The sequence below is a fragment of the Variovorax davisae genome (assembly GCF_030316845.1).
GTDB classification, from domain to species: domain Bacteria; phylum Pseudomonadota; class Gammaproteobacteria; order Burkholderiales; family Burkholderiaceae_C; genus Variovorax; species Variovorax davisae.
Genome location: NZ_JASZYS010000002.1, coordinates 140,516 through 167,021, shown reverse-complemented (window position 1 = coordinate 167,021; position 26,506 = coordinate 140,516). Strand labels below are relative to the sequence as shown.

General features: G+C 69.0%; 27 protein-coding genes. 14 read left to right on the top strand and 13 right to left on the bottom strand.

All coding sequences use genetic code 11. The annotated features are described in order from the left end of the window. Nucleotides 1–38 precede the first annotated feature (38 nt). Both QTI33_RS05040 and QTI33_RS05035 read left to right on the top strand, forming a co-directional pair. Complete coding sequence (locus QTI33_RS05040; protein ID WP_286505132.1) at nucleotides 39–1,235, top strand: amino acid aminotransferase; 1,197 nt, start codon at nucleotides 39–41, stop codon at nucleotides 1,233–1,235. Continuing rightward, nucleotides 1,232–1,606, top strand: a complete 375-nt coding sequence (locus tag QTI33_RS05035) for a RidA family protein (protein WP_286504688.1) — start codon at nucleotides 1,232–1,234, stop codon at nucleotides 1,604–1,606. Before QTI33_RS05040 ends, QTI33_RS05035 begins: the two co-directional genes overlap by 4 nt. Here the strand turns inward: QTI33_RS05035 and QTI33_RS05030 are convergent. After that, complete coding sequence (locus QTI33_RS05030; RefSeq protein ID WP_286504687.1) at nucleotides 1,603–2,001, bottom strand: tautomerase family protein; 399 nt, start codon at nucleotides 1,999–2,001, stop codon at nucleotides 1,603–1,605. The two genes, QTI33_RS05035 and QTI33_RS05030, sit on opposite strands and share 4 nt — an antisense overlap. Nucleotides 2,002–2,110: 109 nt before the next feature. On the opposite strand from QTI33_RS05030, the gene QTI33_RS05025 reads away from it, so the two are divergent. Together QTI33_RS05025 and QTI33_RS05020 are read left to right on the top strand one after the other, a co-directional pair. Next, nucleotides 2,111–2,980, top strand: coding sequence for a LysR family transcriptional regulator (locus QTI33_RS05025; RefSeq protein WP_286504686.1), 870 nt, complete (start codon nucleotides 2,111–2,113; stop codon nucleotides 2,978–2,980). A 24-nt stretch (nucleotides 2,981–3,004) separates the two neighbouring features. Beyond that, nucleotides 3,005–3,676, top strand: coding sequence for a M23 family metallopeptidase (locus tag QTI33_RS05020; protein ID WP_286504685.1), 672 nt, complete (start codon nucleotides 3,005–3,007; stop codon nucleotides 3,674–3,676). Between the two features lie 18 nt (nucleotides 3,677–3,694). Here the strand turns inward: QTI33_RS05020 and QTI33_RS05015 are convergent, their stop codons facing one another. After that, nucleotides 3,695–4,678 carry an ABC transporter substrate-binding protein gene (locus tag QTI33_RS05015; RefSeq protein ID WP_286504684.1) on the bottom strand — a complete coding sequence of 328 codons (984 nt, stop codon included), beginning with the start codon at nucleotides 4,676–4,678 and terminating at the stop codon, nucleotides 3,695–3,697. Between the two features lie 139 nt (nucleotides 4,679–4,817). Between QTI33_RS05015 and QTI33_RS05010 the strand changes: the two genes are divergently transcribed. After that, nucleotides 4,818–7,289 (top strand): sensor histidine kinase, encoded by a 2,472-nt coding sequence (locus QTI33_RS05010; protein ID WP_286504683.1) that lies wholly within the window; start codon nucleotides 4,818–4,820, stop codon nucleotides 7,287–7,289. After that, on the top strand, nucleotides 7,286–8,425 hold the full coding sequence (locus QTI33_RS05005; protein WP_286504682.1) for an adenylate/guanylate cyclase domain-containing protein: 1,140 nt from the start codon (nucleotides 7,286–7,288) through the stop codon (nucleotides 8,423–8,425). Before QTI33_RS05010 ends, QTI33_RS05005 begins: the two co-directional genes overlap by 4 nt. Nucleotides 8,426–8,434: 9 nt before the next feature. On the opposite strand, the gene QTI33_RS05000 is transcribed toward QTI33_RS05005, so the two are convergent. From QTI33_RS05000 to QTI33_RS04990, 3 genes are read right to left on the bottom strand one after another with little or no spacing between them, the layout of a single operon-like run. Further along, nucleotides 8,435–8,557 carry a hypothetical protein gene (locus QTI33_RS05000; protein ID WP_286504681.1) on the bottom strand — a complete coding sequence of 41 codons (123 nt, stop codon included), beginning with the start codon at nucleotides 8,555–8,557 and terminating at the stop codon, nucleotides 8,435–8,437. Between the two features lie 60 nt (nucleotides 8,558–8,617). Next, nucleotides 8,618–8,815 carry a hypothetical protein gene (locus QTI33_RS04995; protein WP_286504680.1) on the bottom strand — a complete coding sequence of 66 codons (198 nt, stop codon included), beginning with the start codon at nucleotides 8,813–8,815 and terminating at the stop codon, nucleotides 8,618–8,620. Nucleotides 8,816–8,861: 46 nt separating this feature from the next. Beyond that, complete coding sequence (locus QTI33_RS04990) at nucleotides 8,862–10,028, bottom strand: helix-turn-helix transcriptional regulator (protein ID WP_286504679.1); 1,167 nt, start codon at nucleotides 10,026–10,028, stop codon at nucleotides 8,862–8,864. A 103-nt stretch (nucleotides 10,029–10,131) separates the two neighbouring features. Here QTI33_RS04990 and QTI33_RS04985 point away from each other — a divergent pair, with 103 nt between their 5' ends. Together QTI33_RS04985 and QTI33_RS04980 are read left to right on the top strand one after the other, a co-directional pair. Further along, nucleotides 10,132–10,560 (top strand): hypothetical protein, encoded by a 429-nt coding sequence (locus tag QTI33_RS04985; RefSeq protein WP_286504678.1) that lies wholly within the window; start codon nucleotides 10,132–10,134, stop codon nucleotides 10,558–10,560. A 103-nt stretch (nucleotides 10,561–10,663) separates the two neighbouring features. Continuing rightward, nucleotides 10,664–11,461, top strand: a complete 798-nt coding sequence (locus tag QTI33_RS04980) for a helix-turn-helix transcriptional regulator (protein WP_286504677.1) — start codon at nucleotides 10,664–10,666, stop codon at nucleotides 11,459–11,461. Between the two features lie 67 nt (nucleotides 11,462–11,528). On the opposite strand, the gene QTI33_RS04975 is transcribed toward QTI33_RS04980, so the two are convergent. Further along, the gene (locus QTI33_RS04975; RefSeq protein WP_286504676.1) at nucleotides 11,529–12,344 is read right to left on the bottom strand and encodes a galactosyl transferase; all 816 of its coding nucleotides are present in this window, start codon (nucleotides 12,342–12,344) and stop codon (nucleotides 11,529–11,531) included. Nucleotides 12,345–12,530: 186 nt separating this feature from the next. Continuing rightward, nucleotides 12,531–14,411: a glutamine--fructose-6-phosphate transaminase (isomerizing) gene (glmS, locus tag QTI33_RS04970; protein WP_286504675.1), complete on the bottom strand. Its 1,881-nt coding sequence runs from the start codon at nucleotides 14,409–14,411 to the stop codon at nucleotides 12,531–12,533. 134 nt (nucleotides 14,412–14,545) lie between these two features. On the opposite strand from glmS, the gene QTI33_RS04965 reads away from it, so the two are divergent. After that, nucleotides 14,546–15,025 carry an Lrp/AsnC family transcriptional regulator gene (locus tag QTI33_RS04965; RefSeq protein ID WP_286504674.1) on the top strand — a complete coding sequence of 160 codons (480 nt, stop codon included), beginning with the start codon at nucleotides 14,546–14,548 and terminating at the stop codon, nucleotides 15,023–15,025. Nucleotides 15,026–15,044: 19 nt separating this feature from the next. Here QTI33_RS04965 and glmU read toward each other — a convergent pair whose 3' ends face one another. Next, entirely contained in the window at nucleotides 15,045–16,481 is a 1,437-nt protein-coding gene (gene glmU / locus QTI33_RS04960) for a bifunctional UDP-N-acetylglucosamine diphosphorylase/glucosamine-1-phosphate N-acetyltransferase GlmU (RefSeq protein ID WP_286504673.1), read from the bottom strand. 25 nt (nucleotides 16,482–16,506) lie between these two features. Here glmU and QTI33_RS04955 point away from each other — a divergent pair, with 25 nt between their 5' ends. After that, nucleotides 16,507–17,382, top strand: a complete 876-nt coding sequence (locus tag QTI33_RS04955) for a DUF6279 family lipoprotein (protein ID WP_286504672.1) — start codon at nucleotides 16,507–16,509, stop codon at nucleotides 17,380–17,382. A gap of 64 nt (nucleotides 17,383–17,446) precedes the next feature. Next, nucleotides 17,447–18,379: a hypothetical protein gene (locus tag QTI33_RS04950; protein ID WP_286504671.1), complete on the top strand. Its 933-nt coding sequence runs from the start codon at nucleotides 17,447–17,449 to the stop codon at nucleotides 18,377–18,379. On the opposite strand, the gene QTI33_RS04945 is transcribed toward QTI33_RS04950, so the two are convergent. The 3 genes from QTI33_RS04945 to QTI33_RS04935 form a co-directional block, all read right to left on the bottom strand. Then, nucleotides 18,364–19,653 (bottom strand): lipopolysaccharide biosynthesis protein, encoded by a 1,290-nt coding sequence (locus QTI33_RS04945; protein ID WP_286504670.1) that lies wholly within the window; start codon nucleotides 19,651–19,653, stop codon nucleotides 18,364–18,366. The two genes, QTI33_RS04950 and QTI33_RS04945, sit on opposite strands and share 16 nt — an antisense overlap. A 108-nt stretch (nucleotides 19,654–19,761) precedes the next feature. Next, nucleotides 19,762–20,550, bottom strand: a complete 789-nt coding sequence (locus tag QTI33_RS04940; RefSeq protein ID WP_444814810.1) for a Crp/Fnr family transcriptional regulator — start codon at nucleotides 20,548–20,550, stop codon at nucleotides 19,762–19,764. Continuing rightward, nucleotides 20,540–21,676, bottom strand: a complete 1,137-nt coding sequence (locus QTI33_RS04935) for an acyltransferase family protein (RefSeq protein WP_286504669.1) — start codon at nucleotides 21,674–21,676, stop codon at nucleotides 20,540–20,542. Before QTI33_RS04935 ends, QTI33_RS04940 begins: the two co-directional genes overlap by 11 nt. Nucleotides 21,677–21,908: 232 nt before the next feature. Here QTI33_RS04935 and QTI33_RS04930 point away from each other — a divergent pair, with 232 nt between their 5' ends. Next, nucleotides 21,909–22,304: a BLUF domain-containing protein gene (locus QTI33_RS04930; protein ID WP_286504668.1), complete on the top strand. Its 396-nt coding sequence runs from the start codon at nucleotides 21,909–21,911 to the stop codon at nucleotides 22,302–22,304. Nucleotides 22,305–22,322: 18 nt separating this feature from the next. Here QTI33_RS04930 and QTI33_RS04925 read toward each other — a convergent pair whose 3' ends face one another. Then, complete coding sequence (locus tag QTI33_RS04925; protein WP_286504667.1) at nucleotides 22,323–22,637, bottom strand: DUF2917 domain-containing protein; 315 nt, start codon at nucleotides 22,635–22,637, stop codon at nucleotides 22,323–22,325. A gap of 144 nt (nucleotides 22,638–22,781) precedes the next feature. Here QTI33_RS04925 and QTI33_RS04920 point away from each other — a divergent pair, with 144 nt between their 5' ends. Further along, nucleotides 22,782–23,765 (top strand): LysR substrate-binding domain-containing protein, encoded by a 984-nt coding sequence (locus tag QTI33_RS04920; RefSeq protein WP_286504666.1) that lies wholly within the window; start codon nucleotides 22,782–22,784, stop codon nucleotides 23,763–23,765. Between the two features lie 90 nt (nucleotides 23,766–23,855). On the opposite strand, the gene QTI33_RS04915 is transcribed toward QTI33_RS04920, so the two are convergent. Next, nucleotides 23,856–24,473, bottom strand: a complete 618-nt coding sequence (locus tag QTI33_RS04915) for a 5-formyltetrahydrofolate cyclo-ligase (protein WP_286504665.1) — start codon at nucleotides 24,471–24,473, stop codon at nucleotides 23,856–23,858. Nucleotides 24,474–24,482: 9 nt separating this feature from the next. On the opposite strand from QTI33_RS04915, the gene QTI33_RS04910 reads away from it, so the two are divergent. Then, complete coding sequence (locus QTI33_RS04910; protein WP_286504664.1) at nucleotides 24,483–26,504, top strand: lytic transglycosylase domain-containing protein; 2,022 nt, start codon at nucleotides 24,483–24,485, stop codon at nucleotides 26,502–26,504. The last annotated feature ends 2 nt before the right edge of the window (nucleotides 26,505–26,506 follow it).

Genomic DNA, 26,506 nt, shown 5'->3' with positions numbered 1-26,506 from the left:
TTTCGATGGAATCCTTCATGACCGCCCCCACCTCCTCGCTGTTCAGCCACGTCCCGCCCTACGCCGGCGACCCCATCCTCTCGCTGATGGAGGCCTTCCAGGCCGATCCGCGTCCGAACAAGGTCAGTCTCAGCATCGGCGTCTATTTCGACGATGAAGGCCGCCTGCCGGTGCTGCCCTCGGTACGCCAGGCCGAGACCGCGCTGTCGCAGGACATCGGGGCCCGGCCCTACCTGCCGATCGAAGGCATCGCGGAGTTCCGCGCCGCCGTCCAGCGCCTGCTGTTCGGCGCCGGCCACGAAGCCGTCGCCAGCGGCCGCATCGCCACCTTGCAAACCCTCGGCGGCTCCGGCGGCCTCAAGGTCGGCGCCGACTTCCTGCGGCGCTACTTTCCGGGCGCCGGGGTCTGGGTCAGCGACCCCACCTGGGACAACCACCGCGCGATCTTCGAGGGCGCCGGCCTCGACGTCCACAGCTATCCCTACTACGACCCGGCCACCGGCGGCCTCTCGTTCGACCGCATGCTGGCCAGCCTCGACGCCCTGCCGCCGCGCAGCATCGTGCTGCTGCACGCCAGCTGCCACAACCCGACCGGGGTCGACCTCTCGAAGACCCAGTGGCAGGCACTGATCCCGGTGCTGCGCGAACGCGAACTGATTCCCTTCGTCGACATCGCCTACCAGGGGTTCGGCGACGGCCTCGACGAAGACGCCTGCGCGCTGCGCGCGCTGGCCGACGCCGGCATTCAGTTCTTCGCCGCCAATTCGTTCTCGAAGAATTTCTCGATGTACGGCGAGCGCTGCGGCGGCCTGAGCGTGGTGTGCAGCGACCGCGACGCCGCCGACACCGTGCTGGGGCAGCTGAAGGCGACGGTGCGCCGCAACTACTCGACGCCGCCCACGCACGGCGCTCGCGTCATCACCCGGGTGCTGAACGACCCCACCCTGTTCGCGCTCTGGCGCGACGAGACGGCCGCCATGCGCCAGCGCATCCGCGCCATGCGCGAACGCCTGCTGGCGGTCCTCGACGAGAAGTTCCAGGGGCGGCGCGACTTCGGCTACCTGGTCCGGCAGCGCGGCATGTTCAGCTACACCGGCCTCGACGAATCGCAGGTGGCGCGGCTGCGCGACGACCACGCGGTCTACCTGGTGCGCTCGGGCCGGATGTGCCTCTCGGGGCTGACCGGCGCCAATGTCGACCACGTGGCGCAGGCGATGGCGGCGGTGCTCGCGTGAAGCAGGTCGTCGACACCGGCCTGCCGCCGCTGGCGCAGCCCTTCTCCTGGGCGGTCAAGGCCAGGGGCCTGCTGTTCACGGCCCACGGGCCGGTGCGCGCCGACGGCAGCATCGACACCGGCGCCATCGAGGACCAGGCCCGCCTCACCTTCGGCAACCTGCAGCGCGCCGTCGCTGCCGCCGGCGGCGGCCTCGGCGACGTCACCCAGGTGCTGATCTACATGACCGACGTCAACGACATGCCGCAGATCGACCGCGTGTACCGCGAGTTCTTCGCGCCGCCCTATCCGAACCGCTCGAGCATGGGCGTCTCGGGGCTGGTGGTGCCGGGCATGAGGATCGAGATCGTCGCCTACGCGGTGATCGACTAGGCCCCCGCCTGCTGGTGCCGGAACTCCTGCGTCCGGCCGCCGTAGCCGTAGGCCGCGGCGCGGGCATCGATCAGGTGCACGTACGAGACCTCGTGCAGGTTGCCCCGCAGCGCCGCCATGGCATCGAAGACCGCGCGCAGGTAGCGGGCCTTCTCGGCCTTGGTATTGGTCTCGTCGGTGATGCTGATGTCCAGGTGGAAGGCCGACTTCCCGAGTTCGGCGAGCGACCGGCCGCCGATGAACCAGCTCTCGGCGGCGATGTACTGCACCGTGGTCGCGATCACGGGCAGCTGCTTGTCGAGCACCGACTGGGTCAGCTCGGCCACGGTGTCGACCACCTTGCGCGTGAGCTGCGGGTCGGGCTGGCCGGACAGATGAATGACGATGTGGGGCATGGCGATGTGTCCTTTCTCCGTGAACGAGCCCCCATTGTGGGAACAGCGCATCCTCCTGAAAAGCAGGAAGATATGATGCATGTCATCTATTTTTTGAATGGATATGCGCATGCAGCCCCTCGATCTCGAACAGCTCAAGACCCTGGTCGCCGTGGTCGATGCGGGCAGCCTCACGGCGGCGGCGCCGGTGGTGTTCCTCTCGCAGTCCGCCGTCAGCGAGCAGATGCGCAAGCTCGAAGCGCGCTGCGGCCATGCGCTGCTGACCCGCAGCAAGGCCGGCGTGGCGCCGACGCCCGCGGGCCTTCGCCTGCTCGGCCATGCCCGGCGCCTGCTCGCCGCCAGCGACGAGGCCCTGCGCGACCTGAGCGGCGAGACGCTGCAGGGCGAACTGCGGCTGGCCGTCACCGACTATTTCCGGCCCGGTGAGCTGAGCCGCCTCCTGAGCCGGCTCGGGCAGGACTACCCGCAGCTGCGCCTGCACGTCAGCGTGCTGCAGGGCAGCGCGATGGAAGCCGCCTTCGGGCGCGGCGATTTCGATATCGGCCTGGCGATGCGGATCAACCCCGCGGCACCCCGGGCCGGCGCCCGGGGGCCGGTCTCGCCATGGCGCCGCGAAGCACTGGCCTGGGTCGCCGCCGAGGGCCTTCGCATCTCGCGCGGCGAGCCGCTGCGGCTGCTGGTGCTGCCCGACAGCTGCTCGCTGCACCAGTTCACGCTCCGGCTGCTGCGCCAGCGGCGCGTGCCGCATGCGGTGGCGCACGTCGCCTCGGGCGTGGCGGGGCTGCAGTCGGCCCTGGCGGCGGGGCTGGGCGTGGCCTGCCTCAACGAATCGGCGCTGTGCCCCGGCGTGGCGAGGCTGCCGGCGCCGCACGGCCTGCCGGCGCTGCCGCGCGTCGCCTTCCAATTCCTGCCGGCCCGGCGCGGCGAGGCCGAACTCGTCACGCGCGTGCGCGCGCTGCTGGCCTCCCAGCTGGGCTGAGTCGGCTGCCTTTAAAGTCGAACCATGACAGCTCAGTACAGGACATTCATCGGCCGCCAAGCGGTGGCCATCGCCTGCGCGGCAGCGGGCGTGCTGCTCGTCGGTTGCGCGTCGACATCTTCAACTCCGCCGAAGCGGGCAACGCCGGCCGCCGCCCCGTCGGAGGCCGCCGCCAGCCCCGGTGCCCGCGCCAATCCGAGCGCCCGCGCCGAGTCGTCGCGCAGCGCCAAGGCGGCCAAGCCGAAGCAGGAGAAAGCGCCACCGCGCAACCGCTCCGACAAGCCGCAAGCCACGGCCAAGGTCGACCGCAGCTTCCTGCGGCCCGCGGGCGGCGCGGTGGTGTCGCGCTTCGACGGCGGCGCGAACAAGGGCGTGGACTTCGGCGGCGCCAAGGGCGATCCGGTGCGCGCCGCCGGCGACGGCAAGGTGGTCTTCGCGGCCGCCACGCTGCGCGGCTACGGCCGGCTCGTGATGATCAAGCACGACGCCACCTACATGTCGGCCTACGCCCACAACAGCGAGCTGCTGGTGAAGGAAGGACAGGCCGTCAAGCGGGGCCAGGTCATCGCCCGCATGGGCAACACCGAATCCGCCACCGTGAAGCTCCACTTCGAGCTGCGCCGCAACGGCAGTGCGATCGACCCGATGCCGTTCCTCACCGCCAGCGCGGGCGGCGGCAATACGGCCGACGACTGAGCGCCCCCACGCCGGGGTTCACTGGATGATCCGGTCGGCCCGGTTCAGCACGGCACGCGGAATGGTCACGCCGAGCCGCTTGGCGGTCTGCAGGTTGATCAGCAGTTCGAACTTGGTCGGCTGCTCGATCGGCAGGTCCGCGGGCCGGGCGCCCTTCAGGATCCGGTCGACGTAGCGGGCGCCGTCCTTGCCTTCCATGCCGTAGCCGGGCCCGTAGGCCATCAGGCAGCCGTTCTCGGCATAGTCGCCGCGGGCACAGATCGACGGCAGCCGGTGGGCGATCGCCAGTTCGGCGATCTGCCGCTGGTTCGAATTGGCGACCGGGTTCAGCGTCACCCACACGGCGCCGCTGCGCGCCTTGACGGCCGCCTTGAAGGCCTCCGCATAGCTGTCGGCGCTGCTGGCCTCCATCGAATAGAGCTGGAGGCCGAGCTTCTCGGCCGGGACCTGGCTGGCTTCCCATTGGGGCACGGAGCCGGGCGCGCGGGGGTCCCACAGCACCGCCACCCGGGTGATGCCAGCCAGCGTCTCCTTCAGGATCTCCAGCCTCTTGCCGGTGAGGATCGCCGCCACGTTGGTGATGCCCGTGCTGTTGCCGCCGGGCCGCGCCAGGCTTTCGGCGAGCCCGGTGGCGATCGGGTCGGTCACGCCCATGAAGACGATCGGCACGGTCTTGGTCGCCTTGCTGGCCGCCTGCGCCGCGTTGGTCGTGACGGCGACGAGCACGTCGATGTCCAGCCGGATGAGTTCGTCGGCCAAGGTCGACAGGCGCTGCAGGTCCTGGCTCTCGTGGCGGTAGTCGATCAGGATGGTCTGTCCTTCGACATAGCCAAGATCGCGCAGCCCCCGGCGGAACGCCTCCAGCCGCGGCGCGTCGGCGCTGGCCGAGACGGCTGCCAGGTAGCCGAGGCGCGGAATTTTCTTCGGCTGCTGGGCCCGCGCCAGTGAGCCGGCGAGTGCCAGCGCCACGCAAAGAAGAATCCACCACCACCTGCTGCGCATCATGTCTCCTCGGGGCCGGCCGCCGCGCCCAGCGATTTTGCGCCGCCGCGGCGTCGCGTGCGCGCTGGGGCATGTCGGCCATGAGGCCTACGCAGCCGGGCTTCCCATCGCGCGGGCGACGATGTCCAATCGACAGGCCATGACGGCTCCGGATTCGTTTCCCGCCTCGCTTTCCGGCGAGCTTGCCTCGACGGCCCACGGCCGGCGCTCTGCCCTTTTGTCGGAGGGCACGCGCGATGTCCACCGGGGCCGCCTGTTCCGCAAGTACCTGCTGCTGATCCTGTCGCTGGTGACCACGGTGCTGCTGGCATCGAGCGCCATCAGCCTCTATTTCTCCTACCAGGAGAACAAGTCGGCCCTGGCCAGCCTGCAACACGAAAAGGCGGTGGGCGCGGCGTCGCGCATCGAGCAGTACGTGCAGCAGGTGTCGGAGCAGCTGGCCTATGCCTCGCTGGCCCAGCTCGACGCCTCGGACCTGGAGTCCCGGCGGGCCGAATTCTGGCGGCTGCTGCGCCAGGCGCCCGAGGTCACCGACATCGCCCAGCTCGACAGCACCGGGCGCGAGCAGATCGAGGTCTCGCGGGTCGGCATGGACGTGCTGGGTTCCGGCCGCAACCGGGCGTCGGAGGCCGCCTTCCGCGGCGCCCTGCCCGACGCGCCCTGGTTCGGCCCGGTGTACTTCAACCGCGGCACCGAGCCCTACATGGCGGTCGCGATCCGCGCCGGCGGCCCCAAGGGCCCGGTCACGGTCGCCGAGCTGAACCTGAAGTTCATCTGGGAGGTGGTCTCGCGCATCCACATCGGCGAAGCCGGCAAGGCCTACGTGATCGACAGCAACGGCCTGCTGGTGGCCGACCCCGACATCGGCCTGGTGCTGCGCAAGACCAGCCTGGCCGCGCTGCCGCACGTGCAGGCGGCGGCCGGCGGTGCGCCGCAGGGCCAGGCGATGGTGTCGCGCGACCTGCAGGGCGCCTCGGTCCTGACCTCGATGGCGCCGATCCAGCCGCTGGGCTGGAAGGTGTTCGTCGAGCAGCCGATCGGCGAGGTCTACGCCAAGCTCAACGACTCGTTCCTGCGCGCCGCGGTGCTGCTGCTGGCCGGGCTGGTGATCTCGGCACTGGCGGCCTCGCTGCTGGCGCGCAGCATGGTGCGGCCGATCCGCACCCTGGCGCGCGGCGCGCGGCGCATCGGCCAGGGCGACCTCAACCAGCAGATCGAGGTCCGCACCGGCGACGAGCTCGAAGGCCTGGCCCACCAGTTCAACCGGATGTCGGCCCAGCTGCGCGAGTCCTACGGCGAGCTGGAGCGCAAGGTCGAGCAGCGCACCGCCGAGCTGAGCGCGGCGCTCGAGCACCAGACCGCGACGGCCGAGATCCTGCGCGTGATCAGCCGCTCGCCGACCGACCTGCAGCCGGTGCTCCAGGCCGTGGCCGAGCGCTCGGCGGCGCTGTGCCGGGCCTACGGATGCAGGATCTGGCTGCCGGAGGAAGACCACCTGCGCTCCATGACCGGCTACCTGGGCGTGCGGGGCGACGAGGCGGTGGCCGGCCGCGACGAAGTCCTGCCGCTCGGCCGCGGATCGGTGGTCGGCCGCGCCTTCGCCGAGCGCCGGACCGTCCATGTGCAGGACGTCACGCGGCTGTTCGATGCGGAGTACCCGGAATCGCGCGAGCCCCAGACCCGCCACGGGTTCCGGACCGTGCTGGCCGTTCCGATGGTGCGCGACGGCGCCTCGGTCGGCATCATCGCCGTGATGCGCCGGCAGGTGCAGCCGTTCTCGAATGCCGAGGTCCGGCTGGTCGAGACCTTCGCCGACCAGGCGGTGATCGCGATCGAGAACGCGCGCCTGTTCCGCGAGATCGAGGAAAAGAGCCGCCAGATCGAAGTGGCCAACCAGCACAAGTCGGAGTTCCTGGCCAACATGTCGCACGAACTGCGCACGCCCCTGAACGCCATCATCGGCTTTTCCGAGGTGCTGACCGAGCGGACCTTCGGCGCGGTCAACGACAAGCAGATGGAATACCTGCGCGACATCCATTCGTCCGGCCAGCACCTGCTGACCCTGATCAACGACGTGCTGGACCTGTCGAAGATCGAGGCCGGGCGGATGGAGCTGGACCTGAGCTGCTTCGACCTTGGCCTGCTGCTGGAGAACGCCCTGACGCTGGTGCGCGAGCGGGCGCAGCGCAGCGGCCTCTGGCTGTCGCTGGAAGTCGGCGACGGGCTCGCCGAATGGGTCGCGGATGCGCGCAAGGTCAAGCAGGTGGTGGTGAACCTGCTGTCGAACGCGGTGAAGTTCACGCCGGCCGGCGGCCAGGTACGGCTCATGGCGCGGCGCATCGAGGGCGCCGACGGCCACCCCATGGCCGAGGTGAGCGTGGCCGACACCGGCGTCGGCATCGCGCCCGAGGACCACGACTGGGTGTTCGACGAGTTCCGCCAGGCCGGCGACGACTACCTGCGCAAGGCCGAGGGCACCGGCCTGGGCCTGTCGCTGGCGCGCCGTTTCGTCGAGCTGCACGGCGGCACGCTGGCGCTCGACAGCCGCCTGGGCGAAGGCGCCACCTTCACCTTCTCGCTGCCGCTGATGATGCTCGAGGCCGTCGAATGAATGCACAAGAGAACGCTCATATCCTGGTGGTCGACGACGTCGACAAGAACGTCCGGCTGCTCGCCGACATCCTGACGGCGCGCGGCTACCGCACCAGCACCGCGGCCTCGGGCGAAGAGGCGCTGGCGCGCATCGCCGACGACCCGCCCGACCTGGTGCTGCTGGACGTGATGATGCCGGGCATGAACGGCTACGACGTCTGCCGGGCCATCCGCGCCGACCCGGCCCAGGCCGTGCTGCCGGTGGTGCTGGTGACGGCGCTGAATCCCGAACAGGAGCGGGTCAACGGCCTGAACGCCGGGGCCGACGACTTCCTGAGCAAGCCGATCCATCAGGCCGAGCTGCTGGCCCGGGTGCGCTCCCTGCTGCGCGTGAAGACGCTGTACGACGAGGTGCAGCGGCAGCGCGCCGAGCTGCTGGCCTGGAACCGCACGCTCGAGCAGCGCGTCGCCGAAAGCGTGCAGCAGCTGGAGCGCGTGGGCCAGCTCAAGCGCTTCTTCTCGCCGCAGCTGGCGCAGGCGATCATCGCCGGCGGCGCCGACGATCCGCTGCGCAGCCACCGGCGCGAGATCACCGTCGTCTTCCTGGATCTGCGCGGCTTCACCGCGTTCACCGAGACCGCCGACCCCGAGGAAGTGATGGCGGTGCTGGCGCAATACCATGCCGCCATGGGCCGGCTGGTGCTCGACCACCAAGGCACGCTGGAGCGCTTCTCGGGCGACGGCATGATGATCTTCTTCAACGACCCGCAGCCCGTGGACGACGCGCCGGCCCGCGCCTTGCGCATGGCGGTCCAGATGCAGCGCGAGATGACGGCCCTCAGTGGGCAGTGGCGGCGGCGCGGCTACGACCTGCACATGGGCGTCGGCATCGCGCAGGGCTTCGCCACGCTGGGCGGCATCGGCTTCGACGGCCGCATCGACTACGGCGCCATCGGCACCGTCACCAACCTGGCGGCCCGGCTCTGCGGCGAAGCGGCGGGCGGCGAGATCCTGGTCTCGCAGCGCATCAAGGCGGCCCTGCAGGACATGGCGCTCGAGGCCGAATGGTCGATCGAGGCGGTGGGCGAACTGGAGCTCAAGGGCTTCCACCGCAAGGTGGCCGCCTGGCGCGTGTTCGGCGACCTGGATGGCTGAGGCGACGTTTCAGGCCGCCCGCAGCAGGAGGACCAGCTCGGAGGTCAGCACGATCCAGCCCATGATCAGCAGCAGCCAGGCCGGCGGCCATGTCAGGCGCCGAAGCAGCACGAGCATCGGGTAGAGCAGCATCGCCGCATTGTCCGGGCGACCCGGTGGCGGGCGAATCCCACCGAAGGGGGAGGCTGGCGCTCAGCGGCTGGACAAGGAACCCGAGGCGGTGTCGAAGCCCAGGGTCGTGGCGCATTCCCGCGCCAGGGCGGCCGAGCGCGAGACCTGCTCGCTCATCCGATCGTTCAGATGCCGGCCGCCGCGCCATGCCATCCAGACCCAGCCCGACGCCACGGCGACCAGGCTGGCGCCAAGCCAGATCAGGTGAACGAACTCCATCGACAAGCTCCTCGTATTGGAGGCGCGAGTCTGGCCGCATGCCGCGTCACCGGCATCCCACGGATTGGGGATGCGGCGCCCGGACCGGCGGCGTGGCGCGATGCAGCAGGCCCAGCAGGTCGGACTGCCTGGCGGTGCCGGTCTTGGAGAAGATGCGCTGCAGGTGCGTGCGAACGGTCGGCTCGCTGATGCCGAGCATCTCCGCCACCGCCATCCCTCCGAGTCCTTGCGCAAGCGCCATCAGCACGCGCAGCTCGGCGCCGGTCAGCCCGTGCAGCCGCGCAAAGGCTTCGCCCGGCATCAGCGGGACCTCGATCGGGTCCTGCACGAACACGGCCACCGATGCGGCGAACGGTGCCAGGATCCCGCTGCGCTGGCCGTTCTCGATCGGCAGCAGGGTGGCGACGTAGCCGCCGCCGACACCGTCCGGGATCGCCACGGCATGCGCGCCCGGGGGCATGGCCGGCTCTGCCCGCGCCGCGTCGTCGATGCTGCTCGCGAGGGCCGCGCGCGCCGCCGGATCGACGGCGGACAGCCGGTTGTGGGCCAGCCGGATCGCGTGGCCCGCCCTGACCTGCCGTTCGGCAGCGGCGTTCATGTAGACCACGTGCCCGTCGCGGGCCGTGAGGAAGACGCCGGCGGCGAGTCCGTCCAGCGTCTTCTCGAGCATTTCCGAGCGGAGTGCGCGGATGTCGAGCGCATCGGAAATCGCGAGCGCGCGGCAGACGTGCGGCGCCAGGAGCCTGAACAGCCGCAGGTCGTGCTGCTGGTAGTACGGCTTCCTGTCGTTGCGCGACGCATGCAGCGACGCCATCCGCCCCCCGGTGCGCAGCGCGGGAAACCAGATCATGTCGGTCAACCCGTAGGGCGCCAGCACTTCGCGGTAGAAGCGGCTTTCGAGCAGCTGCCGGGGCTCCATGGCGAGGGAGTTGACGTCCCCCACGTTCGAGACGATGTCCGCGGCGGCCATCGGGCTGTCAGCGAACCGGCTGCCCAGCGTCTGCAGGAATTCGGGCTGGTAGCCGAACACGAACAGCTGGTCGTTGCGCACCTGCTGGAGATCATGAACGCAGATGCCGCCTCCCGTGCTGGCGCACAGGTCGGCGACCGAGCGACAGGCGGCGGGCCAGCGCTCGGGGTCGAGGGCGCAGTCGTAGATCGCGCCGATCACGTCGGACAGCTGCCCGGCCGTCACGCCTTCCAAGTCGATCATGTGGAGTTCCTTTCAGCGCGTTCGTCATTGCTTCGGATGACGCCGAACCCGGGGCGATTGCCTACGCTTGCGGGCATCACGTATTTCCGAAGGAAGGTTGCCGATGTTCCATCGCGTCATTCGAAGCCTCGCCAGCGCTGCCGGGAGGACCTCCGCAGGCTACGTCGTCACGCTGCTCGCCTGCGTTCTGCTGGCGTACGCGTGGAACAGCCCGATCGTGCATGTCCAGGCGGCGATGAAACATCCCGTGGACACGCGCGGCGTCCCCTCTGCAGCGCCGGACGCCCCGCGATTCGACGCCCTGCGGCGCGAGGCGGCGAGCGGCGACGAGCGCTCCAACCTCGAGCTCACCGCCGCGCTGCTCGACCGGTACGACGTGGCCGGCGAATCGGACGATCTCTACGAGGCCCTGGAATGGATGGACAGGCGCTGGGACGTCTCCGATCGGACCGAGCTGGTGGGCCGCGTGGTCGCGAACTACTGCGGCCAGCGCGTGGTGCAGTGGCACCGGCTGTGCGTGTTGGGCGAATGACCGGTAGGTGAAGGCTGCCATGAGGCTCGATGCGATGCCCTGAATATCGTGCGCCTCGACGCGCCGGGGTACTACCTGGATAGGTGGTACCGTGCGAGGCGACATGCATCCATCCACCGATTCCACGCCATCGAGCAACGACGAGGTCTACGCGCTATGGGATCGGTTGGCCGAGTTCTCGGTCGGCGACGGCGATGCGGCGCTCGCCCACCTGCTGGCCGCGCTGTGCGCCATGTTCGCGGCACGGAATGCGCTCTGGGCCGTGGTGGTGCGCCTGCCTTCGGCGGCGCCGGGCGACCCTCTGCTCGGCTGGCGTCCCCGCCTGGTTCGGCTCCTGCATCCGGTTCCGGCGGCCGCGGCGTCGGTGCAGGCGCAGTTCGATGCGCTCTGGTCCGCCGACATCGACCTGTCGCAGATCGTCGCAGTGACCGGTGACGAGCCGTTCCGCACGCGCCGGCTCTTCGACGCGCTGCCGCCCGCGTGGTTCGAGGGCGACCACTACCGGCGTCACTACCTGGAAGTCGGCCACGCCGACAGCCTGTCGATGCGCTGCGCGCTCAACGACGACGTGCGGATCCACCTGTTCGTCTTTCGCGACGCACCGACACCGCGCTTCTCCGCCGCGGACTGCAGCCTGCTCGATTTCGTGATGCGCGGGTTGCGATGGTTCTATCGGCAGCAGCTGCTGAGCCACGGGCTTCTGATCGCCAATGCGCCCCTCACGCCGGCCGAGCGCAGGGTGCTGCTCGGGATGCTCGACGGGCAGGTCGAAAAGCAGATCGCACAGACGCTGGACCAGAGTCCGAACACCACGCACTTCCACGTCAAGTCGATCTACAGCAAGTTCGGCGTCCGGAATCGCGCGGCGCTGACGGCGCTGTGGCTGGGCAAGCTGCGCTAGCGCCTGCGGAGGAACCCGGGGAAGTCGCTGCCTTGGCGCAGCTTGGGAAGCTTCAGTTCAACGCCAGTCAACGGCTCTTGCCAACTGCTTCGCCCATTCCGAATTCTCGCATCAGCGCGGGAGTCAGGCGTTTCAGGCGTAGTGAATTGCGAACCAGAACGTTGGGTCGCATCAGCACATTCTTGCGCAGAATGAATGTCCGCCAGATGGAACGCGACAAGCTGTGAGCATTGCTGTGCCCGATGCGGTACACGGCTCCAGGGAACGGCAAGAGTTGGAGCGGTGTCCCCGCAGCGACGAGATCTTCCGTCGTTTGGCCGTGTTGCCCCAACCAGCGCACATGTGGCCGTGGCGCATCAGCCACCGACAGTGGAATCTTCATCAAGTCCCGATGCAGGATGTGGGTCGTACCGCAGGCCTTGTGGAGCGTCGGATGGGCGAAAGCCCACTGGCTGCCTTCCGACCAGCAATAACCGTTTCCGATATACCACCCGTGTTCATCTCGATGGCGCGCAGCGAACCCTGCCAAGCGCGAGGACACGAAATCGTCGTCATCAACCACCATGTAGTAGTCACTGTCGGGGGCGTGTACCAAGCCCGCTGCGACGCGCTGGCCCTTGTCGTACCTGAATATTTCGAACTTGTCCTCCGGTGTCGGAATATTCACGTCATGCGCCGGATTTGGCGGGAAATCGACCCAAGCCACGCTGAATCGCGGCGGCAAAGGCGGCAAGTCCGAGCCCGTATTTGCGACCACGACCGCGCGCCACTCATCTGACTCCTGACCAGCGATGGAGGTCGCAGTTTGTTTGAGTACCTGTTTGACACGCGACCAGTCCCGCGCATTTTGCGGATGTCGTACAGGCACGATGAAGGTCAGCATTGGAAGAATCCCATGGGTCGTACGGAAGTGATGCGCGTCCGGTTTCGACGAAAATCGTATCTAGACGTTAACATCGGTAGCGGCGGTTATAACCTATCGCGCTCAAGAAACAGTACGGAAGTTCACATTTTTAGTGCTTGAGGCACCGCCTTGCAGGCGACCAGTGGCAGCACTCATGCATCCGCCCTATTCCACCGTCACGCTCTTCGCCAGGTTGCGCGGCTTGTCCACGTCGGTCCCACGCGCGCAGGCCGTGTGATAGGCCAGCAGCTGCAGCGGCACGACGTGCAGCAGCGGCGACAGCGCGCCGTAGTGCTCCGGCATGCGGATCACATGGACGCCCTCGCTGTTCTCGATCCGCGTGTCGCCATCGGCCAGCACGTACAGCACGCCGCCGCGAGCGCGCACTTCCTGCAGGTTGCTCTTGAGCTTCTCGAGCAGCGCGTCGTTGGGCGCCACCGTCACGACCGGCATCTCGCTGGTCACCAGCGCCAGCGGCCCGTGCTTGAGCTCGCCGGCGGCGTAGGCCTCGGCGTGGATGTAGGTCACTTCCTTGAGCTTGAGCGCGCCTTCCAGCGCGATCGGATAGTGCAGGCCGCGGCCGAGGAAGAGCGCGTTCTCCTTGCGCGCGAAATCCTCCGACCAGCTGATGATCTGCGGCTCCAGTGCCAGCACCGACTGCAGCGCCACCGGCAGGTGCCGCATCTCCTTGATGTAGCGCGCCTCGTCGGCCTCGCCGAGCCGGTCCTTGGCCTGCGCCAGCGCCAGCGTGAGCAGGAACAGCCCCGCCAGCTGCGTCGTGAAGGCCTTGGTCGACGCCACGCCGATCTCGACACCGGCACGCGTGATGTAGGCCAGCTTGCATTCGCGCACCATCGCGCTGGTGGCGACGTTGCAGATGGTCAGCGTCTGTTCCATGCCCAGCGAGCGCGCATGCCGCAGGGCCGCCAGCGTGTCGGCGGTCTCGCCCGACTGGCTGATCGTCACGACCAGCGTCTTCGGATCGGGCACCGAGTCGCGGTAGCGGTATTCGCTCGCGATCTCGACCTGGGTCGGGATCTTCGCGATGCCCTCGAGCCAGTACTTGGCGGTGCAGCCGCTGTAGTAGCTGGTGCCGCAGGCCAGGATCAGCACCCGGTCGATCTCCTTGAACACGCGCCAGGCCGCCGCGCCGGGCACGCCGTCGACCGCGGCGCCGTCGAACAGCTCGGGCACGATGCCCGCCACGCCTTCGAGCGTGTCGGCGATCGCGCGCGGCTGCTCGAAGATCTCCTTCTGCATGTAGTGCCGGTAGGGGCCGAGTTCGGCGGCGCCGCTGTGGGCGTGCACGGTGCGCACCGTGCGGGCCACCGGCTTGTGGGTCCGGTCCACGATCCAGTACTTGCCGGGCTGGATGTCGACCACGTCGCCCTCCTCGAGGTAGACGATCTGGTCGGTCACGCCGGCCAGGGCCATCGCATCGCTGGCCAGGAAGTTCTCGCCGCCGTCCTGGCCGACGCCGAGGATCAGCGGCGAGCCGGCGCGGGCGCCGACCACCCGCTGCGGCTCGTCGCGGCAGATGGCCGCGATGGCGTAGGCGCCGTGCAGCTGCTTCACGCTGGTCTTCACGGCCTCGAACAGGTCGCCGTCGTAGTGGCTGTCGATCAGGTGGACGATCACCTCGGTGTCGGTCTGGCTCGCGAACACGTAGCCCTTGGCCTGCAGCGCGGCGCGCAGCGCCTCGTGGTTCTCGATGATGCCGTTGTGGACCAGGGCCACGCGGCCGGGCCGTGCGCTCCCGGCATCGGCCCCCGGGCCGTGGCTGAAATGCGGATGGGCGTTGTGCACTGCCGGCGCGCCGTGGGTGGCCCAGCGCGTGTGGGCGATGCCGGTACTGCCCTCGATGTGGTCGTCGCGAACGTGCGCCAGCAGGTCGGCGACCCGCGAGGTGGTGCGCGCGCGCTGCAGGCCGTGGGCGTTGACGGCCACGCCGCACGAGTCGTAGCCGCGGTATTCGAGCCGCTGCAGGCCCTGAACCAGGACCGGGACGATATTGCGACCGGAAACGGCGCCGACGATGCCACACATGTGATCTGCTCCTGAGGTTGGAGCCGTGATGCTAGGCCTCGTCGATTGAAATTTGAGATCGATTCAGTGGCTTATTTGTCGAAATATTTCACAAATCGGATGTCATCTAGAATTATTTCATAATTGATTCTTAAATGAAATCCGAAGATCTCGACGATATCGACCTCCGCCTGCTCGATGCCTTGCAGCGTGACACGTCCACCAGCAACCAGTCGCTGGCGGAGCGCCTGAACATCTCGCCTCCGACCTGCCTGCGGCGGCTGCGGCGCCTGCGTGCGGGCGGATGGATCGCCAGCGAGGTCGCTTTGCTGGACCCGGTGCGGCTCGGGCCGCTGCTCACCGCGGTCATCGAGGTCTCGCTCGACCGGCAGGATGCGGGCTCGCTGGAGGCCTTCGAGCGGCGGGTCGCCCCGGACGACGCGGTGCAGCAGTGCTACCGCGTCTCGCCCGGACCGGATTTCGTGCTGGTCGTCACCGTCCGCGACATGCCCGGCTACCAGGCGCTGGCGCAGCGGCTGTTCACCAGCGACGCCAACGTGCGCAACGTCAAGGCCTTCTTCAGCCTGCACCGGGCCAAGTTCGCGCCGCGGGTGCCGTTGCCCGGCCCCGCCTGAACACGCGATGCCGCCGGCGCTATGCCTTCGGGGCCTTCTGCGGCCGCTGCCAGTCGGCGTAGCTGGCCTGCTTGGCGCGCGAGATGGTCAGGGCGCCGGGCTCGGTGCTCTTGATGATGGTCGAGCCGCCGCCGATGGTGCCGCCGGCGCCGATCGTGATCGGCGCCACCAGCACGCAGTTGCTGCCCACGTGGACGTCGTCGCCGATGATCGTGCGGTGCTTGTTGGCGCCGTCGTAGTTGGCCGTGATGCTGCCGGCCCCGTAGTTGACGCGCTGGCCGACCGTGGCGTCGCCCAGGTAGGCCAGGTGGTTGGCCTTGGCGCCGGCCGCGAGGGTGGAGTTCTTGACCTCCACGAAGTTGCCGATGTGCACCTCGGCGCCCAGCCGGGCCCCGGGCCGCAGCCGCGCGAACGGCCCGACCAGGGCGCCGGCGCCCACCGTCACGCCGGCCTTCTCGCCGTCGATGTGGGTGAACGGATGGATCACCGCGCCGGTCTCGATGCGGGCATTGGCGATCACGCAGTTGGCGCCGATGCGCACGTCGGCGCCGAGCGACACCGCGCCCTCGAAGACGCAGTTGACGTCGATCTCGACATCGGATTCGCAGACCAGCGTGCCGCGCAGGTCGAAGCGCGCCGGATCGGCCAGCCGGACGCCCTGCGCCATCAGGGACTGCGCCAGGCGCAGCTGGTGGGCGCGCTCGAGCGCCGCCAGCTGGGCCGGGCTGTTGACGCCTGCCACCTGCAGGGCGTCGTCGGTGCGGTGCGCGACCACCGGGACGCCGTCCACGGCGGCGAAGCCGACGATGTCGGTCAGGTAGTACTCGCCTTGCGCGTTCTTGTTGTCCAGCCGCGCCAGCCAGGTCTTGAGCAGCCGGGCCGGCACCGCCATCACGCCGCTGTAGATCTCGCGGATGGCGCGCTGCGCCTCGGAGGCGTCCTTTTCCTCGACGATCGACTGGACCTCGCCTTCGTCGTCCTGCGGCCCCTGGACCCGGATGATGCGGCCGTAGCCCTTGGGGTCGTCGACCTGGATGGTGAGCAGCGCCAGCCGGCGGCCGGCGCTCTCGGCCACCAGCGCCCGCAGGGTGTCGCCGCCGATCAGCGGCACGTCGCCCGACAGCACCAGCACCGTGCCATCGTCGGGCAGCAGCGGCGCCGCCTGCTGGACGGCGTGGCCGGTCCCGAGCTGCGGCATCTGGCGCGCGAACTGCGGCGTCGCGCCGGCCACGGCGCCCTCGAGGGCGGTCTCGACATCGGTGGCGCCATGGCCGGTCACGACCACGACATGGCGGGCGCCGATGCCGGCCGCGGTATCGATCACATGGGCGATGAGCGCGCGCCCGCCCAAACGATGCAACACTTTGGGCAGGCTGCTTTTCATGCGCGTGCCCTTTCCGGCCGCCATGATGACGACGTCGACCGGCTCCTGGTTGTCTTCCTGAATCTGATTCATGCCAATTTCCCGAATGCGTTGCGCAATGCTGGCGCGGATTATCGGCGCGCTGATGGCCGCCGCCCTGCTCGCTTCCTGCAGCGCGCTCAAGCTTGCCTACAACAACCTGCCCGAAGTCGGCTACTGGTGGCTCGACGGCTACGTCGACTTCGACGACGCGCAGACGCCGCGGGTGCGCGAGGAACTGCAGCAGCTGCTGGCCTGGCACCGGCGCCACGAGCTGCCCAAGCTCGCCGCCCTGCTGCAGCAGGCCCAGGCCCTGGCGCCGGGGGAGATCACGCCGGCGCAGGCCTGCGAGCTGCTCGACGCCTTCCGCGCGCGCTTGATGACGGTGGCGGATCGCGGCGCGCCGGCCGGCGCCGAACTCGCGCGCAGCCTGAGCGAGGCGCAGTTGCGCCAGATCGAGCGCAAATACCAGAAGACCAACGCCACCTACGCCGAGGATTGGCTCGAGCGCAGCCCGGCCCGGCAGCGCGAGAAGCGCTACGACCAGTTCCTCGATCGCAGCGAGGATTTCTACGGCCGTCTCGACGCCGGCCAGCGCGAACTGCTGCGCCAGCAGATGGACCGGTCGGCCTTCGATCCACGCGAGGTCGACGCCGAGCGCAGGCGCCGCCAGCAGGAAGTCCTGGCCCTGCTGCGCCGGGTGCAGGCGCAGCAGCTGCCGCCGCGCGAGACGCAGGCGCTGATCCAGGCCTACGTGCGCCAGGTGTCCGAGCCGGCGCCGGGCCCGACCGCCGCGCGGCAGGCGGCGATGATGCAGGAGGCCTGCGACACGATGGCGCTGCTGCACAACCGCACCACCGCGGCCCAGCGCGAGAAGGCGGCGCGGCGCTTGCAAGCCTACGCCGACGACCTGCGCCAACTGGCGGATGTCCGAGGCGCCGCCGACACACCCTGAACTGGTCCTGAACCTGTTTTGTAGAACGTTTGTTTACAATCGACCCAAATCGTAACCAGAATCCATGACCATCACGCTCTGCACTCTGTTCGAAGGCAACTACCACTATGGTGTTGCCGCACTGTCGAATTCGCTGATCGCCGCGGGCTTCGCGGGCGATTTCTGGGTCGGCTATCGCGGTGAGTTGCCGGCGTGGATCGTGGATTCCCCCGACTTCGACCGGGCCAGCGGCGAATTGCGGGTCGCGCCGACGCTGAAGCTGCACATGGTGCAGATCGACACCCCGCTGCACTTCGCCTACTACAAGCCGACCTTCCTGCGCGAGGTCTTCGAGCGGCACGCCCCCGAGGCGACGGTGGTCGCCTACCTGGATCCGGACATCGTCCTCAAGTGCAAGTGGCCGTCATTCGCCGCCTGGTTCTCGGACGACGGGATCTCGCTGTGCGAGGACGTCAACCCCAACTTTCCCGAGCGGCACCCCAAGCGCCTGCAGTGGCGGCGCTTTTTCGAGTCGCGCGGCGTCACCTCGCAGCGCGGCGTGGCGCGCTACTACAACTCCGGCTTCATCGGCGTGCCGCGCGCGCACATGACCTTCCTGGATCTCTGGACCCACCTGTGCGACCTGGTGGTCGACCACAACCAGGGCCTCAAGCACCTGAAGGCCGGCGACGCGAGCTCCATTTTCCATTCGACGGACCAGGACGCGCTCAACCACGCCCTCACCGTGAGCACGGTGCCGCTCAACACGGCCGGGCCCGAGGCCATGGACTTCATGCCGGGCGGCTACTACCTGTCGCATGCCATCGGCTGGCTCAAGCCCTGGGGCGGGCGGCACATCCGCCAGGCCCTGCTCGGCATGCCGCCCTCGCCGGCGACCAAGGCGTACTACAACTTCGCCAACCATCCGATCAAGGTGTTCGGCTCGGCCGACTTCACGCGGCGCGTGTGGTCGCACAAGCTCGCATCGGCCATCGGCCGCTTCTACAGGCGGGACTGAGGCTCCTCGACGCCCCACTGCCGCCAGCGCAGGATCAGCAGGCCGTACTGGAAGACGAAATTGGCGACCCCGGTCGCGATGGCGAAGCCCAGGATCGAACGCAGGTCGCTGATGCCGATCACGGCCAGGTACAGCGACTGGATCGCCAGCGTCACGGCGATGCTGTAGGTCTGGCCCGCAGTCGCGCCTCGCACCGTCAGCGAACTGAAGGCATAGCCGGCCGCGCTGGCGAGGATCGACGACAGGAAGATCATCCAGACCAGCGGCTCCATGCTGCGGTACTTCTCGCCCAGCAGCAGGATCCAGTACTGGGGCAGGAGGTAGGCGCTCAGCAGCAGCACGGCCATCATGCCGAGGTAGGCCAGGTGGGCCCGCCACATGATCGCGCGCACCTCGCGCCCGGGCTTCGCCCGCGCCACCGCCGGGAACAGCAGGATGCCGGTGACCCGGTCCACGATCATCAGCGCCATCGCCAGCCGTCCGAAGGCGCCGACCTCCGCCATCATGTTGGAGGTGCCGAACAGCGACACCAGGAACACCGTGATGACGCCCTGCAGCTGGTAGAAGATCGCCGGCAGCACCAGCGGCTTGGCGATGCGGATCACCTCGGCATCGACCCGCTTGGCGTCGGCGGCATCGAGCCGGTGGTCCGGGACCTGGCGGGCCGCGAGATCGCGCCGCATCAGCGCGATGCTGGCGACACTGGCCGCCGTCGTGGCCGCCACCACGCCGGCCACCGCCCACGACCCCAGGGGCAGCGCGAGCACCGCGCAGACCAGAGCGATGCGGACCACGGTCGAGATCAGGCCGATCCGGCTCAGGCTCGTCACATGGCCCAGGATGGTCAGCACCGTGCGCAGGTAGTGGTCGCGCAGCGAGGTCAGCACCGCCGCCATCGCGAACACCGAGGCCAGCAGATAGCCGGCGTTGATCCAGCCGTGTTCGCGCGAACCGATGAACCAGTAGGGCACCACGATCACGACCCCGGCGGCCAGCAGCATCCAGCGCCGGCGAAACACCTGCCGGCAGGCGCCCACCACCCACAGCAGTTCCCGGGCACGCTGCCCCACCACCGGCAGGCAGCAATGGGCCAGCCCGAGGTCGGTCACGCCCAGCAGCAGCGTGAGGCAGGCGAACAGGAAGGTGTAGGCGGCGTACTGGTCTTTCGGCAGCACGTTGACGATCAGCAGGCCGGCCAGACCCCCGGCGACCACGCCGAAGGTCTCGACGCCGCCGACCATGGCGATCTGGCGCAGACGGGCAACAAGATTCACTGGCGGGCGGCGTCGGTCATGTGGATGGCCGGCGTGGGCCGGAGGCGAATTCGAGCGGGCCCGGAACCGGGCGAGGGCTCTACGATACGCGAACGCAGCCGCCTTCACTCAGATCAGCGGCAAAGGCTGCATCGGCCGTTCGAAATAGTCGCCCAGCGTCTCCAGGGCATGCGGCTCCAGGATGCGCAGCCAGCCGCTGTCGAGCTTGTAGAGCCCCAGGCGCTGCAGGCGCCGCAGCGTCTTGTTGGTGTGCACCAGCGACAGGCCCAGCGCATCGGCGATGTGCTGCTGGTTGAACGGGAACTCGGCCCAGCCTTCGCGCACCATGCCGACGCGCTCCGCACGCCGGTACAGCTGCATCAGCAGCATCGCGACCCTTTCGCTCGCGTTGCGCCGGCCGGCCGTCACGAGGTTGTCGTCGACCAGCTTCTCCTCTCGCGCCGCCAGCCAGGTGATGTGGTAGCCGAGCTTGGGACGGGCGTGGAACAGGTTCCACAGGGTGTCGCGCTCGAAGCTGCACATCGTCGTGTCGGTCACGGCCTCAACGCCGTGCGTATGGCCGTCGGCGAATTCATCCTGCAGGCCGATGAAGTCGCCCGGCAGCAGGAAGCTGAGGATCTGGCGCCGGCCGTCGCTGAGCGTCTTGTAGCGGAAGGCCCAACCCGAATACAGCGTGAAGAGCTGGGCAGAGGGCCGGTCCTCGCCGACGATGACGCCGCCGGCCTCGACCACCCGGGTGCCGCTGCGGAAGGACTGGATGGTGCGCACCTCGTCGGAGCCGACCGCGAGAAAGGCGGGGTTGGCGCGCAGCGTGCATTCCTCGCAAGGGTGCGCACACCGCGGTGGGTGGGATGGCGCCGGATAGTCCTCGAACTTCACCCGCGCACTATAGGCCACGCCAGCGCGAATCGTTGCGCTCGGCCCTGGGTGCTGCCGGTGGCAGCCGTCTTGCCAATGCGACCAGCCGGTCGATCAGGGCCGACATGAGCGTCTTCAGCCTGGCCTCCATGAATTTCACGATCACCACCGAAGCGATCACCGTGGCGACATAGGAACCGGCGACCGACAGCGAATCGGGCAGGCCCCCCCGGTCCCTCAGGAAGGGAATGATCCGCGCCGCGAAGCTCTCGTGCACCAGGTAGAGCGGATAGGTCGCCAGCCCCAGGGTTCGCAGCAGCGAACGCAGGCTCGGCCGGCGGCCCGCGCCCTGGCGCGCCGGGATCCGGATCACTCCAACGGCGCTGCAGTACAGGAACACCACCGCCAGGACCCAGACCCCCAGGGCCTCCAGATACAGCGTGCTGGTCGTCAGGTCGTTGCCCCGGGCCGGCGCCGTCTCGAAGCTGGCCGTCAGCCAGATCTCGACCGCGGACATCGCCGCCGCCAGCACGAAAAGGAATCTGTGATTCATCTTGCCGCCGTTGCGCGAGGCGAGCCAGATGAAGATGCCGAGAGCGAAGAACTGACCGTGCCTGATCAGCGGGATGTTGATCGGGCCGTAATTCCAGATCAGCCCCGGGTCGTCCCACCAGGCCAGCTCGCCGCCCAGAAGGTAGACGTTGTAGGGAATGCTCAGAAAACTCAGGAAGATCGCCAGTCTCTCCAGCCGGTTGTGGATGTTCAGCCTGATCAGGGCGAACACCAGCAGATAGAAGAACATCTCGATCGGCAGCGTCCAATACGACCTGGCGATCCAGGGCCCGACCGGCCTGATGAAGAACGAGTTTTCGACCGCCACCCGGCCGACGCCCGGCCCGCCGGTCCCGGTCCACAGCAAGGCGGCGCCGATCACCGTCGTGATCATCGCCGCCGGATAGAGACGCAGCACCCGGCTTTTCAGAAACCGCCCCGCGCCGACGTTCTCGGACGAATTGGCGATGACGAAGCCGGACAGGACGAAGAAGATCTGGACACCCACCCAGCCGAACGGGATGGCCTCGTCGAGATCCGCGTAGTGCGTCGTCAAATGAAAGATCGCCACCATGCTCGCGGCAAAGAACCTCAGCAGATCGAGCTCGTACAAATATCGCTTTTCGTTGTGCATCGAGACGAGATTTGGCCTGCCAAACGAACAGGCGGCTGCCTGTGCGGCTCGCAGAGGTGAACGGAAATCGGAAAGAGGAAGGCCCGGATGCGCAGACCATTATGACCAACAGACGCATCAGCCCCCGCCCCAGGGGCCGCGGTGTGTCTTTTGACATTTCTGGGACGCCTGCAAGCTTCTAGACTGCGCTCGCACGCAACCTAGCCCCCGAATGCCGGAACTCGAAGAAATTCTCTATTGCAGCCTGTTGGCGCCCGACCAACCCACCCAGATCGTCGGCCGGATCGTGACCCACGCGCGCGCACGCAACGCCAGCGAGGGCATCACCGGCCTGCTGGTGTTCGACGGCATGCGCTTCTGCCAGCATTTCGAGGGGCCGCCGGAGACGGTGCGCGCACTGCTGGCGCGGCTGGAGGCCGACCGGCGCCATACCGAGCTGTGCGTGCTGCACCAGGGCGAGCTGGCCGCGCGGCGCTACCAGCGCTTCGAGATGGGGCTGGCCGAAGTCGAGTTCCAGGACGACCTGGCCGACATCACGCTGCTGCAGGGCGACGAAGCCCTGCAGCGCTTCATTGCGCTGCGGCCGCGCTTCGACATCGGCGGCTGAGCCCCGGGCGGCCGAGGCTCAGGCCGCGGCGTCCCAGCTGTAGGTGGCGCCGTGGCTGTCCCACGGCTCCATCACGATCCGCTCGCCGGCGGCCACGGCCAGCGACTCGCCCGGCGCCAGCACCAGGTCTTCGCTGCCGGCATGGGCGGAGGCGTCGCGGGTCACCCAGACCCGGCCCTGGCGGATGCGCAGCACGCTCGCGCCGGAGGCCTTGAGGCTCATGGCGTGGCCGGCATCGAGCTGCCAGGCACCACGACGCACGGCCGGCGGCACGGCAGCCGGACGAGCCAGGGTGGCGGACGAAAGCGAGGGCGAGGTGTAGACGGCGGACATGACGGACTCCTGAGGTGACTGTGCGCAAAGGCGCGCTTCGGGAATGAATGATCTTCCCGGGCTCGTTGGCAGTCCAATGAAAACGGGGTAGCCTACTGATTCCGGTTTCGCATCAATCCACCATCGCCCGAGCCCCCGCCCTCCGTGCTCCATTCCCAGACCCACCTGCGTTCCCGGCCGATCTCGGCCGGCCATCTGCGCGCCTTCGAGGCGGTCGCCCGGCACCTGAACTTCCGCGCCGCGGCCGAGGAAATGGCCCTGACCCAGTCGGCCGTCAGCCGCCAGATCCAGTCGCTCGAGGAAGAGGTCGGCGTCAGCCTGTTCCTGCGCCACACGCGGGCGGTGGAGCTCACCGGCGCCGGGGCCCAGCTGCTGCTGGCGGTGCAGCAGTCGCTGCCGCGCATCGACGGCGCGGTGCGCCAGATCCGCCAGAACGCGGGCCGCAAGAGCGTCTCGCTCACCACTTTCGCCTCCTTCGCCTCGATGTGGCTGATCCCGCGCCTCGAGGCCTTCCAGCGCGACAACCCCGAGATCGACATCCGCATCGACGCCAGCGACGTCGCGCTCGACATGGACATCGCCGACGTCGACATCGCGCTGCGCTACGGGCCGCGCGAGCACATGCCGGCGGGCGCGCACCGGCTGTTCGGCGAGACCATCACGCCGGTGGCCAGCCCCTGGCTGATCAAGAGCAACCCGGCGATCAAGGCGCCGGCCGACATCGCCCGCTTCACCCTGATCGAGGCCGGCGACGCCCATCGCACCCACCTCGAGTGGCTGACCTGGCGCCGCTGGTTCGAGGTCAACGACATGCTGCGGGCCCAGCCGCGGCGCTGGCTGTACTTCAACTACGCCTACCAGATGGTGCAGGCCGCGCTGACCGGCCAGGGGGTGGTGCTGGCGCGCAGTTCGCTGATCGCCGAGAGCCTGGCCAACGGCGACCTGGTCGAGGTGCTGCCGCACCACCGCATGGATTCGCCGATGGCCTACTGGCTGATCACCGGCCCGCGCAGCGCGCCCCGGCCCGAGATCCAGGCCTTCTGCGAGTGGCTGCAGGCCCAGGCCGCGACGACCCGGGAGACGATCGGCGAAGTGCCCGACCCCGACACCGTCGACCAGATGGACTGAATGTGGCGCCCGCGCTCCCTCACTTCGTGTGGTCGCTGCCCCCCGAGGGGGCCGCAGGCCGCCTTGGGGCGGCCCGGCGCCGGCCTGAGGTCACCCTATCGGCCAGACGACCCCGTTGTCGTTCAGGATGGCGTCGAGCGGCAGATCGTGCGCCTCGGGCTCGAATTCGTCGAGGAAACCGCCCGTGTAGCCCAGCCCGACCGTGAACGGGCGCGGCTCCAGCGCCGCCAGCGTGCGGTCGTAGAAGCCGCCGCCGTAGCCCAGCCGGTAGCCGCCCGCGCTGTAGCCCAGGCAGGGCACGAACAGCAGCGTCGGCACGATCAGTTCGGTGTCCTTGGGCTTGGGGATGTCGAAGGCGTCGTTCTCCATCGGGCAGCCGGGATACCAGGCGTGGAAGGTCAGCGTCTTGTGGACCCGGTCGACCACCGGCAGGCCGATGCGGCGGCGCTGCGGCTCGTCGAGCAGCTCGCCGTCTTCCTTCCAGCGGTGCAGCGCCGGCAGCGGGTCGAATTCGCCCTTGATCGGCCAGTAGGCGCCGATGACGGTGTCCGGCCGGCCCACCAGCCAGATCCGCATCACGCGCTGGAGCAGGTCGGCGCGCGCGAGGCGGTCGGGCATCGCCAGGCGCTGCTCGATCAGCGCGGCACGCAGTTGTCCCTTGAGAAAAGTGGCCGTTTCCGAGGTGTCGGCACCCTTTGACTTGTCCATAATCCCCCGATGCAGTTCGCAAGCATTTTGGCATCCGCGCGGCGCCTTCCCCGCACCTCTTTTTCCACCCTCGCTTTTTCGCTCGCCCTGGCCACCACCGCCCTGTGGCAGCCGGCCCGCGCGCAGAGCGCCGGCGACGACGTCCTGCTGCAAATGAAGCAGGCCGCCCAGCGCGGCGACAAGGCCCGGCTGTCGGCCCTGCTGCCGCAGGCGCGCGGCCATGCGCTCGAACCCTGGGCCGCCTACTGGGAGCTGAAGGCCCGGCTGGGCGAAAGCAGCGCCCAGGAAGTGCAGGATTTCCTGGCCCGCTACGCCGGCACCTACCAGGAAGACCGGATGCGCAACGACTGGCTGCTGCTGGCCGGCCAGCGCCGCGACTGGGACAGCTTCAGCAGCCTGCACCCGGCCTACCGCATGAACGACGATGCCCAGGTGAGCTGCTACGCGATCCTGGTCGAGACGCTGCGCTCGGGCAGCGCCACCCAGGCCCAGGCCGACGAGGTCCGGCGCCACTGGTTCGCCCAGCGCGAGCTCGACGACGGCTGCCTGACAGCCGCCGACCGCATGATCGGCGCCCGCCTGATGTCGCCCAACGACGCCTGGAAGAAAGCCCGGCTGGCGATCGAGGCCAACCGGCCGCAGGCCGCCCGCGCCGCGGTCACGCTGGTGGCGCCGGACGCCATCGCCCTGTTCGACGAGATGAACGCCAGCCCGGCCAAGTTCCTGGCCGGCCGCGCCACCGCGGTCGCCAAGTCGCGCCGCGAGCTGGTGGTGCTGGCCCTGATCAAGATGACCGTGGCCGACCCGGCCGTGGCCGCCGCCCAGCTCGAGGGCAAGTGGGACAGCACGCTGTCGACCGAGGAGCGCAACTGGCTCTGGGGCGCCATCGGCCGCCAGTTCGCGACCAAGCTGTCGCCGCTGGCCGGCAGCTATTTCGCCAACGTCACCAAGCTGGGCGACCTGAGCGACGACATGCTGGCCTGGAAGGCCCGCGCGGCGCTGCGCACGGGCAGCTGGAAGGACGTGCAGGCCGCCGTCGACGCCATGGGCCCAACGCAGCAGCAAGACCCGACCTGGGTCTACTGGAAGGCCCGCGCCCTGCTGGCCGGCGGCGGCGAGGAGCGCCGGGGCCAGGCCCGCATCCTGTTCGAGAGCATCGCCGGCACCCGGGGCTTCTACGAACTGCTGGCGCTCGAGGAGCTCGGCCAGCGGGCCGCCGTGCCGACCAAGCCGGCGCCGCTCACGCCGGAGGAAAAGGCCGCCGCCCGCAACAACCCGGCGCTCAACCGCGCGCTCTACGCGATCGCGATCGGGCTGCGCCCCGAAGGCACGCGCGAATGGAACTACGCCACCAACCTGCACGACAAGGGCGGCCTGGGCGACCGCGAACTGCTGGCCGCCGCCGACCTGGCCTGCCAGCGCGAGGTCTGGGACCGCTGCATCAACACCAGCGAGCGCACCAAGGGCGTGATCGACGTCGACCAGCGCTTCCCTATGCCTTTCCATGACGCAGTGCTGCGCAAGAGCCAGGAGATCGGCCTCGACCCGGCCTACGTCTACGGCCTGATCCGCCAGGAAAGCCGCTTCATCATGGACGCGCGCTCGGGCGTCGGCGCCTCCGGCCTGATGCAGGTGATGCCCGCCACCGCGCGCTGGACGGCCAAGAAGATCGGCCTGGCCGACTTCACGCCGGGCCAGATCACCGACCGCGACACCAACATCACGATCGGCACCAACTACCTCAAGCTGGCGCTGGACGACTTCGACGGCTCGATGGCGCTCGCCGCGGCGGCCTACAACGCCGGCCCGGGCCGGCCGCGCAGTTGGCGCAACGGGCCGACCATGGAAGCCGCGATCTGGGCCGAGAACGTGCCCTTCAACGAGACCCGCGACTACGTCAAGAAGGTGCTCGCGAACACCACCAACTACGCCGCCGTGATCAGCGGCCAGCCGCAGTCGCTCAAGTCGCGTCTGGGCAGCGTGGGGCCGCGCAACGCGGCCGAGCCGGAGCCCAACAAGGACCTGCCTTGAGG